Source organism: Candidatus Marivariicella sp., from assembly GCF_983056325.1.
In genome coordinates this window covers 1-12332 of record NZ_CEZOWA010000011.1, presented here as the reverse complement: position 1 = coordinate 12332, position 12332 = coordinate 1, and the positions used below count along the sequence as shown (strand labels likewise).

Annotated in this window: 17 protein-coding genes; all 17 read right to left on the bottom strand. The window is 30.6% G+C overall.

Annotated elements, in window-relative coordinates:
* Positions 1 to 2: 2 nt before the first annotated feature.
* Positions 3 to 1415, bottom strand: coding sequence for a TolC family protein (locus AC3ATN_RS04970; RefSeq protein WP_487532130.1), 1413 nt, complete (start codon positions 1413 to 1415; stop codon positions 3 to 5).
* Between the two features lie 26 nt (positions 1416 to 1441).
* On the bottom strand, positions 1442 to 2584 hold the full coding sequence (locus AC3ATN_RS04965) for an efflux RND transporter periplasmic adaptor subunit (protein ID WP_487532129.1): 1143 nt from the start codon (positions 2582 to 2584) through the stop codon (positions 1442 to 1444).
* 23 nt (positions 2585 to 2607) lie between these two features.
* Complete coding sequence (locus AC3ATN_RS04960) at positions 2608 to 3885, bottom strand: ABC transporter permease (RefSeq protein ID WP_487532128.1); 1278 nt, start codon at positions 3883 to 3885, stop codon at positions 2608 to 2610.
* Positions 3878 to 5107, bottom strand: coding sequence for an ABC transporter permease (locus tag AC3ATN_RS04955; protein ID WP_487532127.1), 1230 nt, complete (start codon positions 5105 to 5107; stop codon positions 3878 to 3880). The genes AC3ATN_RS04960 and AC3ATN_RS04955 overlap by 8 nt, the downstream gene beginning before the upstream one ends.
* Positions 5100 to 5801, bottom strand: coding sequence for an ABC transporter ATP-binding protein (locus tag AC3ATN_RS04950; protein WP_487532126.1), 702 nt, complete (start codon positions 5799 to 5801; stop codon positions 5100 to 5102). The genes AC3ATN_RS04955 and AC3ATN_RS04950 overlap by 8 nt, the downstream gene beginning before the upstream one ends.
* A 73-nt stretch (positions 5802 to 5874) precedes the next feature.
* Positions 5875 to 6348, bottom strand: coding sequence for a DUF2141 domain-containing protein (locus AC3ATN_RS04945; protein WP_487532125.1), 474 nt, complete (start codon positions 6346 to 6348; stop codon positions 5875 to 5877).
* Positions 6345 to 6635, bottom strand: coding sequence for a transcriptional regulator (locus tag AC3ATN_RS04940; RefSeq protein ID WP_487532124.1), 291 nt, complete (start codon positions 6633 to 6635; stop codon positions 6345 to 6347). Before AC3ATN_RS04940 ends, AC3ATN_RS04945 begins: the two co-directional genes overlap by 4 nt.
* 14 nt (positions 6636 to 6649) lie before the next feature.
* Positions 6650 to 6835: a PspC domain-containing protein gene (locus AC3ATN_RS04935; protein WP_487532123.1), complete on the bottom strand. Its 186-nt coding sequence runs from the start codon at positions 6833 to 6835 to the stop codon at positions 6650 to 6652.
* Between the two features lie 184 nt (positions 6836 to 7019).
* On the bottom strand, positions 7020 to 7244 hold the full coding sequence (locus AC3ATN_RS04930) for a hypothetical protein (RefSeq protein WP_487532122.1): 225 nt from the start codon (positions 7242 to 7244) through the stop codon (positions 7020 to 7022).
* The gene (locus AC3ATN_RS04925) at positions 7234 to 7773 is read right to left on the bottom strand and encodes a DUF420 domain-containing protein (RefSeq protein ID WP_487532121.1); all 540 of its coding nucleotides are present in this window, start codon (positions 7771 to 7773) and stop codon (positions 7234 to 7236) included. Before AC3ATN_RS04925 ends, AC3ATN_RS04930 begins: the two co-directional genes overlap by 11 nt.
* A gap of 3 nt (positions 7774 to 7776) precedes the next feature.
* Complete coding sequence (locus tag AC3ATN_RS04920) at positions 7777 to 8478, bottom strand: SCO family protein (protein ID WP_487532120.1); 702 nt, start codon at positions 8476 to 8478, stop codon at positions 7777 to 7779.
* Positions 8479 to 8488: 10 nt separating this feature from the next.
* Entirely contained in the window at positions 8489 to 9142 is a 654-nt protein-coding gene (locus tag AC3ATN_RS04915; RefSeq protein WP_487532119.1) for a hypothetical protein, read from the bottom strand.
* Positions 9143 to 9157: 15 nt separating this feature from the next.
* Entirely contained in the window at positions 9158 to 9541 is a 384-nt protein-coding gene (locus AC3ATN_RS04910) for a cytochrome C oxidase subunit IV family protein (RefSeq protein WP_487532118.1), read from the bottom strand.
* Between the two features lie 9 nt (positions 9542 to 9550).
* On the bottom strand, positions 9551 to 10528 hold the full coding sequence (locus tag AC3ATN_RS04905; protein ID WP_487532117.1) for a cytochrome c oxidase subunit 3: 978 nt from the start codon (positions 10526 to 10528) through the stop codon (positions 9551 to 9553).
* 39 nt (positions 10529 to 10567) lie between these two features.
* Positions 10568 to 11134, bottom strand: a complete 567-nt coding sequence (locus AC3ATN_RS04900) for a cytochrome c oxidase subunit 3 (RefSeq protein WP_487532116.1) — start codon at positions 11132 to 11134, stop codon at positions 10568 to 10570.
* Between the two features lie 9 nt (positions 11135 to 11143).
* Positions 11144 to 12004 (bottom strand): heme o synthase, encoded by an 861-nt coding sequence (gene cyoE, locus AC3ATN_RS04895; protein WP_487532115.1) that lies wholly within the window; start codon positions 12002 to 12004, stop codon positions 11144 to 11146.
* A gap of 119 nt (positions 12005 to 12123) precedes the next feature.
* Positions 12124 to 12332, bottom strand: a 209-nt coding sequence (locus AC3ATN_RS04890) for an energy transducer TonB (RefSeq protein ID WP_487532114.1), incomplete at its 5' end; no start/stop codon positions are given.

The following is a 12332-nucleotide window of genomic DNA, read 5'->3' as shown; positions in this document are numbered from 1 at the left end:
TTTTATTCAATGGATATAGGGATACCAAAATAAAACTCAACAACTTTTAACTTAAAGATATAATCATATTTAGACCTTATTTGATCAGATAATGACTGTTCATATCTTTGCTTGGCCTGAACATAATCAAAAGAGTTCATCACCCCTGCTTGGAATCTGTCCTGAGTATTTTTAAATGCAATATCTCTAGATTTTACAGTTTTTTGAGATGCCTCATAAAACTTATATGCACCTCTTAAATCATTGTAAGCTTGATTAATTTGACTTTCCAAGTCAAGTTTCTGTCTTTCGAAGGAATTTTTACTTCTCTCCAAATTTATTTTAGCTCTTTTAACTGAATTCCTTGAGGTAAAACCGTTAAAAATTGGAATATTTAAACTCAATCCATAATTTTGACCTTCATTAAATTTAAATTGATCTGAGAAAGATAGTGGAGAAGCAGTCCTTCTATTTTCAACTTCTCTGACAACAGTTTCTCCTGAAGAAAGAACTGTTCCAATCGGAGCTAAATAAAAATCACCAGTACCGATAAGTCTGTCTGAGTATCCAATCCTGTTGCTGTAGCTGTAAAAAGCTCTTAGAGTAGGCTGAAGGGTTCCTTTTGCCAATTCGATATCTTTTTCTGCAATATTTATATTTACAGCTCCTAATTTAATATCATTTCTAAATGTTAACGCTTTTTCAAAAATTGATTTTGGATTTTGCTCCAAGATTTTAGAAAAAGGAATATCTAGATCTTCAAAAACTATATTAAAATTATCGTAGTCTGTAATTTGTAGTAATTGAGCTAAATTGATTTTAGAAAGGATGAAATTATTTTCAGCCTGAATAATAGATTGTTCCTGACTTGCAATGTTTGCTTCAAGCTCAAAAAGGTCTCCGCTGGGAAGAGAGCCTGCTTCAATCAAATAAACCGTTCTCTTTAATTGTTCTTCTGCAACTATTAATTGACTTTTTTGTGAATTAAGAATTTCAGAATTAAACAAAACTTGTAAATAACTATTAGCTACAAGAAGCTTTGTGTCATCAATCATATCTTCTAACTGATACTTTTTGGCTAGTATGTTTAGGTTAGCTCTATGTAGTCTATTGAAGTTTTGAAGTCCATTATATAAATTCATCCCAACACTAGCTCCCATTGAACTAAACTGAGTAGTTAAATTTTCTAACAAACCTGTTGTGATATTTTGGTTAAGTCCAACATTCCAAGAATGTGAAGATTGAGCATTTAAATTTGGTAAAAAATTACCAATAGCATTGGACTTATCAATAGCAGCATTTTCAATTTCCAATATTGATTGTTTTATTGAAATGTTTTTTTCAATGGCCATTTCCACGCATTCTTCCAATGATAATGTTTGAGAAAAAACATAGTTTGAAAAAATAAATAAATAAATAGTTAAAATATATTTCATGTTAATGCTATAATAAGTTTTTTAAATTAATCTTCTATGATTTCAGAGTCGTTATTGTCATTAGAATCTCCAATTTTTTCAGGTGTAGTCTGATTCCAAACCTTAATTTTATCATCCATAGATAAACCAGAAATAACCTCCACATTAATTCCATCTGAAATTCCAACCTCTAAGTCAACCCTTTCAAATGTTTGATCTTCTTTTTCAACTTCAACATATGTTTTTTCAGTTGTTTTGTCAAATTGAAGTAACGCTTCTGCCATTACCATAACGCTGTCTTTTCTTGCCAAAACTAGTGTTGCATTTGCACTGTATCCTGCCCTTACGCTTACTGAATTGTCTAAATAAACATCTCCCTCAATTTTAAATTTAACTGCTCCTTGCTCTTCATTTCCCTTGGGTGCTATGAATTTTAATTTCGCATCAAAATCTTTATTTTGGATTGCTCCAAGGTTTACAATTAAAGCCATACCAACCTTTAGTTTTTCTACTTCGGATTCATCTATTTTGCCTTCAAAAATCATTTTATTCAAATCAGCTATTGTTGCTATTGTAGTTCCTGCATTGAATGTATTACTCTCAACCACTTGATCCCCTTCTTTTACTGGAATCTCTAATACTGTTCCAGCAACCGTGGCACGAATATTAGTGTTTGCTGTGGAAGAACCACCTGCAGAACCTAAACGGATTACTTGAAGATCACTTTTAGCATTAGCCAAATCTTGATTGGATCTATTATAACTTAAAGATGCATTTTGAAAATCCTGTTTGGATATTATATCTTTTTCAAATAGGTTTTTAGTTCTATTATACTCAATTTTCGCATTATCTGATATTATCTTTAACGAAGCAACTCTTCCTTTCGCACTATTTAGGGAGCCTTCGTTAGGCACAACCTTTACTTTTGCTAATAAATCACCTTGCTTTACTTCATCTCCCTCTTCGACGTATAAGTCTTGAATAATTCCAGAAATCTGAGGCTTAATTTCAATTTCATCTTCTGGAATTACTTTACCAGTTACTACTGTTTTTTCCTCAATCGAGGAAATAAATGGAGATTCTGTTTTATATATGATGATTGATTTACTATTGGTTTTTATAAAGTAGGCAGCGGCAAATAAGACCCCACAAATTATAAATGTAATAGTTAAATATTTTAAAATTTTCATAGTGTATAGATTATATTATAAATTTACTCTTCTCTCAAAGCATCTATTGGTTTGATACTAATTGCTCTTTGCGCTGGAATTAATCCAATTAAAGTTCCTAAAGTTACCATTATGGCAAGTGCTCCTAAAACAAAGGGGATTGGAACAGTTGGGTTAGTATATGGTAAATCTGTCATGTCAATAGTGAAAGCATTAATTCCAGCTAAAACAAATGCTCCAAGGATAATTCCTAAAATTCCGGCAATAATTGTTAAAAAGACTGACTCTAATATTATTTGGATACGAACCTCCCCAGGTGTTGCCCCAAGCGCTCTTCTAACTCCCAACTCTTTCGTTCTTTCTTTTACAGAAATCAACAAAATATTTCCTATTCCAATAACACCGGCAATGATAGTTGCAATTCCAACAACCAAAGATAAAAATGTCATTCCCTCAGCAAAACCCATTATACTATTAAATATTTCACCAAGATTGAAAGACCCAAAGGCTCTATCGTCCTTGGGAGAAACTTTATGAATTCTTTTTAGAACCCGTTTTACTTCTGATTCAACTTTAACAACGTCTGCATCGTCATAAGCAGCTATATTTAACCAACCAACTTTATCCCCAGTATTGTATAAGTTTTGGTAAGTAGAAAATGGAATAAACACGTCAGAATCAGAGTCAAAAGGACTTCCCTGTCTAAAAACTAATACTCCGATAACCTTAAAGTAAACATTGTCCACTCTAACATATTTCCCTACTGGATTTTCATTTAACTCAAATAAGTCAGCCGCTGTTCTCTCTCCAATAACACAAACTTTTCTTTTATTTTTTATGTCGTCTTCATTTATAAATCTTCCTCCATCATATATGTCCTGAGTGGCAATTTTTGTAAAATTTGGAAAATCTCCGAAAATAGCATAATCACCATAATTATTATTTCTTACGATATTTGCAGGACTTCCTCCGCTGAAACTACCCCTGGAGTTTCTTGGAACTATATATTGAATTTCAGGAATTCTATTTCTCAATATTTCAACATCCTGTAACTTTATTCCTGGTTTTCTTCCAATTTTAAAACCAGCATAAGGAATACTTGAAGACTGACTCCAAACAAACATCGAATTCATTGCTACATTTTGAAACTGTCTTTCAAAACCATTATCTAGACCTTTAGCTGATCCCGAGAGTACTATATAAATAAATATTCCCCAAAGAACTCCAACTACAGTTATTGCAGTTCTGACTTTATTTTTTTGGATTGATCCAAAAATTTCTTGCCAGGTATCTCCGTCAAATATTATTTTTAAACTATTCATCTCTTAAAGCAATAATAGGTTTTATTGATGCGGCTCTTTTGGCTGGAATATACCCCGCTATAGCTCCAAATATAATAAGAATAATTGTTGAAAAAAGGGCAGTAGAAATATCTACATATGGATTTCTTATAAAAAACTTTTCTAAAGTATCTCCTAAATTTTGTAAAATGACAATGGCAATTATCATACCTATTGATCCTGATAAGGTTGTAATGAAAATAGATTCCTGGAGAATCATTGCAATAACGGATCTTGGAGTAGCTCCTAATGCTTTTCTAACTCCCAATTCCTTCGTTCTCTCTTTGACAACAAAAACCATAATATTAGAAATCCCAATGATACCAGCTATTAAAGTTCCAAGGCCAACAAAAGTGACGATATATTGGAGAATACTAGCAAATTCTTCATTTTGACTTGCTTGCTCCGCTACGTTTCTGATAAAAATACCTTTTGAGTCAGTGGGGTCAATAGATTTTTTGTTTTTAAAAAATAACCTAAGTTTTTTTTCAAAAATCAACGCAATTGTTGATCCCAATTCAGGCTTGAAACTAACTAAAATTTGATCAATTTTATCATTACTTTTTTCAAGTAATTGTCTTGTAGTAAAAGGAATAAATACTATCCTTTCCTCATTGTCTCCTCCTTCATCCTGAAATACACCAATCACCTTAAATGCAACTCCTTCCAAAGAAATGTATTTCCCCAAGGGTTCTTCTTGCTTAAAAAGATCTAATGCAACTAGCCTACCTATAACTGCATTTTTTGTTTTATTTTTTATATCATTTTTATTTAAATACCTACCCTTCATCATTATTGTTTTTTCAAAATATTGATGAGAAGGTGCAACTCCTTGAGTTGGATATCTATTGGATTCATTTTTGTAGCTTGAAGTTGCATACCTTGTAATTCTGGGAGTAATGTATTGAAGATAAAAAGGGAAATTTAGCTTGATGTCCTCTAGATCTGAATTTATAAATTCTATACGTCTATTTGTCTTAAATCCCATATAGGGTTTTGAAGTTCTACCTGCACGTATTCTAAGTGTATTTGTTGCGTCTTCTAAAAATTCTTCTTTGAAAGTGTTTTTTAAACCATTTCCAAAGCCAAATAAGATTATAAAAATAAAAATTCCAAGTGCCACAGTAAATCCTGACAAAAAAGTTCTTAGTTTATTTTTTGCAATAGTTTGAAAAATTTCCTGCCAGCGATCTAAACTAAACATATTTTGAGGCTAATACTTGATTTACTTTTTTATCGTCAATAATTACACCGTCTTTAAGTCTAACTATTCTTTTGCACATTTTTGCAATATCTTCTTCATGAGTAACAACTAAAATTGTTTTCCCTTCTTCGTTGATTTTTTGAATCAAGTCCATTACTTCGTAAGATGTTGTAGTATCTAAAGCTCCTGTTGGTTCATCCGCAAGTAAAACTTTCGGCCTAGACGCCATTGCTCTTGCTATTGCTACTCTTTGTTTTTGACCTCCAGATAATTCGCTTGGTAAATGTGTTGCCCAATCTTTAAGACCTACCTTTTCAAGATAGTTTAAAGCAATTTCTTGTCGCTCTTTTCTCTTTATACCCTGATAATATAATGGTAGCGAAACATTTTCAAGAGCATTTTTATAATTTATCAAATTAAATGATTGGAATATAAACCCTAAAAATTTATTACGATACTTAGCTGCTTTGGTTTCGTCTAAATCTTTTATCAAGACCTCGTCAAGAGTATACTTGCCCTTGTCTAGAAGGTCCAACATCCCGACTATATTTAAAAGTGTGGATTTACCTGAGCCAGAAGAACCCATAATCGCTACTAATTCCCCCTCTTCAACTTTAAAGTCAATTCCTTTTAGGACATGTAAAGTATTGCTGCCCATTTTGTATGACTTGTGAAGATTCTCAATATTAATCATTAATTAAATTTTTCGCTGCAAATATACATTTTAATACTTTGTATTTTTTTTATTGTTTGGACTGCATTTATAACTAAAGGTTTAAGCTCTGAGCTATCATTTTTAAATAAAAATTATCTTCAATTTTAAATATCATATCCTCAAATTTTGGAGGACCAAACTTTGGTTTTACATTATTTGAATTTCCAAACTCCTCTTTTGGTATCCCAAGAAAATTTATATCTAATTTTTCATTATTATTTGTATCATGCCAAAATTTAACAACATAGTTCCCCGAAGCTATGGAGTCTATCTTCACAAAAGATTTTTTTTTACTGATGGGAATTTTTTTAACACCTACTATTTGGTTTTTGTTTTCATCAAAAAGCCCAAGCATTATGTTCCCTTCATTACTCTCTAGATCCAAGATCTCTATAGTTAAAGAATAAATACCTTTTTTAGTAAAATACCTTATTTTTTGACTTGAATCTTTTTGACCAAGAACAATTTGTAAATTAACAACAAGAATAATTAAAAGATATTTTAGATCTAATTTTTTTAATTTCATTTTTTATTATTTGAGTAGGACTTTAATTCCTTGAAAAAAGTTTGAAAAGATTTTACACCTTTGGGAGTTATCAAGCAAAGGGTCAAAGGGTAATTTTCATTAAATTTTTTTTTGACCTTAATAAGTCCTGCTTCATTTAGTTTTTTAATTTGAATACTTATATTTCCTTTTGTAGCTCCAGAAATCTCAATTAATTTTTTAAAACTTGCACTATCAACCGAAAATAAAAACGAGATTATCTTTAAACGGATAGGATTAAAAAGTAATTTTTCTAGATCTTTATTCATTATTTAATAGCCTGCTATTTTAGGTCAATCTCTTTAGGTTGCTTTGGTACAAAAATCCAAAGTATTATATATATGATTGCAAAACCTGAAAATACAGTTAATACCCTCCATAAAATAGGATCAATATTAGTGTGTATTGCAAGACCATGACAAACTCCTCCCAAATATCCCTTATCAGGATGCCGATATAACTTTTTCATATGTGTTTTTATTTATTAACGTTTATAAATACTCCCCAAAAAATCAGATTAAAACTTGAAGGTTTTAAATTTTCTTTAGTTTTATTGATTGTATCATTTACCAATTTAATTTGGTCTACTGATTTCATTGATTTTTTACAAATGTAAACTAGTTTATTATATAAACCTAAAAGTTTTAAAAAAATTAGCTTTTATATATCTTGAAAACTCTCCACCCCACCAAAGCAACTAATATATAGGGTATTGCCATTAAATAAACAATGCCATTGTTAATTCCTTTAGCTGTTTGTTGTCCCTCTTCTGATAAAAGAACTGCCCTACACATTGAACACTGCGCATTGGCAGGTTCAACTAATAGTATTAAAATAAATATTGCCAATACTATAATTCTGGTTACCCTAGTTGACATAATAAGGAGATATCATTAAATAAACAATCACGCCTGTTACGGCAATATACAACCATATTGGAAATGTAATTCTTGCAATTCTTTTGTGGTCTTTAAAGAGTTTTGAAATGGCTCTTACATAGGTTATTAAAACCATTGGAATAATCCCAATAGAAAGTAAAATATGGGATATTAAAATAAAGAAATATATTCCTTTAATAATTCCTTTCCCTCCATATGGAGTTGGATCAGATGTCATATGATATGATACATACATTCCTAAAAAAACAACAGACAATGCTATTGCACATTTCATTAACCTTTCGTGTAAAATTATATTTCGTTGTTTAATTGAAATAAAAGCAAAAACAAGCAAAACTGCAGTTAAACCATTTATCGAGGCATAAATAGGCGGTAGAAAATTTAGAGGTTCCACATTTGGTATTCGAATTCCAAATAAAATTGCAACTAATACTGGAATTGCAATTGATAAAAGTATAATCCACTTTTTATATTTTAATGAAGGTGCTGAGTTTTTGTTTATTTCCATTTTCTATTCATTCAATAGTTTAGGGATATCCTCTAAAAGCATCTCAGTTCCTTCGGGAAATTCTGAATCGGTATCATTATCTATCCCCAAATAATAAACAATTGGATTTCCAAAAGAATCTAATCTAGATCTAATGTAACCTTTTTTGTCAATTAGCGCAAAGTATCCCTGGTGCTCAAATCCTCCAGCAACCTCAGGATTAATTGATGAAAAAATATTGAAACCTTTATTAGATAATTCAAAAACTGATTTTTTATCTGAAGTTAAAAAATGCCAATTTTTAGAAAATACATCATATAGCTCAGAGTATTGTTTTAGAACTTTTGGAGTATCGTGTTTTGGATCAATTGTAAAAGAGGCAATACCGAAATCACTTCTCTCACCAAAAGCATTTTCTAAAAGTTTCATGTTTTTATTCATTATTGGACATATACTTGGACATGTAGTGAAAAAAAACTCTACAACATAAACCTTTCCATTATAGTCTTCATTTCCAATCATTAATTGATCCTGATTAGTCATTAAAAATTCTGGGACTTTTTTCGCTTCCCCATTTAAAATAATGTAGGACAATGGTTTGGGATCGGATGATCTATTATTTTCAACAATTTTATAATTCTCGACTCTATCAATAATTACTGGAAATAGTCTAACAGCAATTACGATAAGTATAAAAGATAAAATTAATGAATAATATTTTTTCATAAAAATAAATTTATCTATTCGAATATTTTTTTAATGCCAATCTATACTCAGCTAAAATTACTTTTATGTCGTCTTCCATTTTATTATTTATTTCCGCAACTGATTCGGCATTGTATCCATATAAAGTCCCAATGTCTTCATCATCATCACGTCCTCTTAAGTTTCCATTTCGATCAATTATAAAGACATAGGGAGTACTATGTTTAGAATTTAATAAAAGATTTGTATTAAGACTTTCAAAATGATTTTCAATATCTGATGATGTACCCATCATGAATTTCCAATTTACTAAGTCTGTTCCAGCACCTTTAGAAAGTTCTTCTTCTACCGTTTCTACCAAGTCTTTTTGATTATTGGTTATTAAGGCAACAAACTGAAAATCTTTAAACTGATAAAATCGTTTATAAATCTTTTGATTTAAGTTGAAAGCATCTCCTTTTTTTATTTTTAAATCCGACCCCCAATAACACAAAACAGTGATATGATCTTTTAATGTAACAGGATCATTTCTTAAGTGATTGAAGGAACTAAGATCCTCAACGTTAGTTGATAGCACCGGTAGTTTTGCGAAATTATTTTTACCAGAAGCGAAGAATAAATAGATTACAATTGGAAAAATAAATAAAATTCCGAGTACTATTACTTTTTGAGTTTCTTTTTTCATTTGGTTATGGAATAATTAAAAATTCCAACTAACAAAACCTTCTTGCATTACGTCAAAGATATAATCACCCTCTAAAAGAATAATAAAAATTAAATATGGGATCAAAATAATTAAAGGAAGAACGATTGCATTTTTAAAACCAGATTTTTCATCTCGAATATGCATAAAGTCCCATGCGATATAATAAGCTTTTACAAGTGTTAAAATGATGAAAATCCAATTAAGTAGCTTAACTCGAATAAACGGTGTCATTAAAATTTGTGGCTTTACAATTCCAAGAATAACTTCAACGGTAGTGACTATTGAAAGAAAAATCAAAACTCCCCATATTTTTTGTGTATTTGATTTAAACTTCAAATAACCTCTAAAAATTGCTAATTTATGTGTGTCGCTCGCCATATATATGATTTAAACAAGATAGAAAAATGTGAAAACAAAAACCCATACCAAATCAACAAAGTGCCAATACAAACCAACTTTCTCAACCATTTCATAGTGACCTCTTTTCTCATAGGTACCCATTAGGACATTAAAAAAGATAATGATATTTATGACTACTCCAGAAAAAACATGAAATCCGTGAAATCCAGTTATAAAAAAGAAAAAATCAGCAAATAATCGATTTCCGTATTCATTTCGAATAAGATTTGCACCTTGTACAACGTGAATAGCACTTTCTATTTTAGCCAAAGACTCCTCTCTTGATAATACAGTTTTATGGCCCAAAGAATTTAGTTTTTCTGTTCTTATTAATAGCTCTTCGTTTTTTTCAAAACCTGCCATAACCTCAGAAACAGTAATTTCTGGAATAGAGGGTTCATATCTAAACCATAAACCGTTATTGCTTTCGTGTGTGGAACGACCAGTGGGTAATTCAGCTGCAAATTCTTCAATAGAAACTCTCTTGTCATCTGTATTAACAAACTGAAGTATTTGCCCTCCCTTTGTTTCTAGGGCACCATACTCTCCTTTTATAAAGTTCTTCCATTCCCAAGCTTGTGAACCAACAAAAATTGCACCTCCAATAATGGTTAGAAACATATAGAAAGCAACTTTAGAATGCTTCATGTGATGACCAGCATCAACAGCAAGTACCATGGTAACAGATGAGAAGATTAATACAAATGTCATCAATGCAACATAATACATGGGAGCATCTATTCCATGAAGAAAAGGGAAGTGATTAAATACCTCATCGGCAATTGGCCAAGAATCAATATTTTTAAACCTAGAAAATGAATAAGCAACAAGAAATCCAGAAAAAGTTAATGCATCAGATACAATGAAAAACCACATCATCATTTTTCCATAAGTTGCTTTGAAAGGCTGTTTGTCTCCTCCCCATAAAGACTCATCTTCAGAATTTTCCTTGGCTGTCAATTCCATAAAAAGATTTATTATTAATTTTTAGCAAATTTATTAATTCTATTTATACAAAACCACAAATAAATACAAATAACACCAAAGAAAATCGAGAAAATGCCAAAAAATAACTCCAAGTTCAATACCTAGTGTCTTTTTAGCAGAATATTTTCCCTTTATTAGGTTAAATAACACTACAAATAAAACAATTATTCCTGCAAATAAATGAAGCATATGCAGCATAACTAGAACATATAAAAAAGAGGTTGTAATTGAACTTTGAGCTCCAGTAAAATAATATCCAGAATTAATAATTTGGCCAAAACCTTGAAACTGAAAGAAGATAAATATAAATGCAAGTAAAATCGTAAAAAGTATTAAGGCTATTGATTTCTTTATTGAATTAATAGAATTAAAGTGTTTCGCAAAACCAAAAGTGATACTACTTAATATTATGATAAATGTGCTAATTGTAAATTCAATTGGCATTTCAAAAGAATTAAGCCAATCTGATCTTGAAGAGCTAACAACATATGCGCTAGTTAATCCAGCAAAAGTCATTGTCATGCTCACCATTCCGATAAGAAGCATCATTTTTTTAGCCTTAATGTTTATTTTTTCTGATATCATTTGTTTTTATTAAAGTTTATCTAAAACATAAATAATTTGTACCGATGTTAAATAAAAAATACTAGAATACATAAGATTTTTTGCTGATTTACTAGTTTTTAATTTCATTAATCTAAATGCAAAAAACAGTAATACCATTCCACAAATAAAAACTAACAATCCTCCTGAATAGGATAAGTTTAATGTACCCGTATATTTTGTCATTGGGAGCAAAGATATTAACACTGTCCAAATAGAGTAGAAAACTACTTGAAATGCGCTAGCATTGTCAGTCTTTCCGGTTGGTAACATTTTGAACCCAGCTTTTTTATAGTCTTTATCAAACATCCATGCAAGAGCCCAAAAATGTGGAAACTGCCAAAAGAATTGAAATAGAAATAAAATACCAGACTCAACTCCAAAGCCATTTGTATATGCTACCCAACCAAGCATATATGGGATTGCTCCTGGGATTGCTCCAATAAAAACAGATAAAGGTGTTTTTATTTTTAATGGAGTATAGGTAAAAACATAAAGACAAATTGATATTGCTCCTACTAATGCTGTTTTAAAATTTATGAGATATAATGTTCCAATACCTATGATTGATAATAGTAATCCTATGGCTAAAACTTTGGACGGAGTTATCCTATTTCCAGGCAGAGGTCTATCCGAAGTTCGATTCATAAGACCATCTCTTTCTCTTTCAATTAGCTGATTAAAAACATTAGAAGCTCCTACCATTGAATAACCGCCAATAAAAAGCAAACTAATAACTTTTATATTAATTAATTCCGCTGCTAAAAAATATCCTGCTAGAGATGAAAAGACTACACTTAATGCAAGTCTAATCTTTGTTAGCTGGAAGAAATCGTTAAGTGTAAGTTTCAAGTCTGAGAATGTATTTAACTATTAAGTAATAATTGAATACAAAGATAATTCATGAAACATAAAGTACCTATTTTAAAAGTTTAAATAAAAATCCCAGATAGGAATTCTGGGAGTTATTTTTAATTTAACTTGAAAGTAATTGGAATTGAAAAGGGAACTCTTACTGGTCTTCCACGTTGTTTTCCTGGAGACATTTTTGGAAGTTTTGCTATTATTCTGTGAGCCTCTTTTTCTAAATTCTTGTCGGGGCCACGCTCTCTTATGTTTCCAATAGATCCATCTTTATTAATAATGAAGCTTACATAAACTCTTCCTTGGATACCCATTT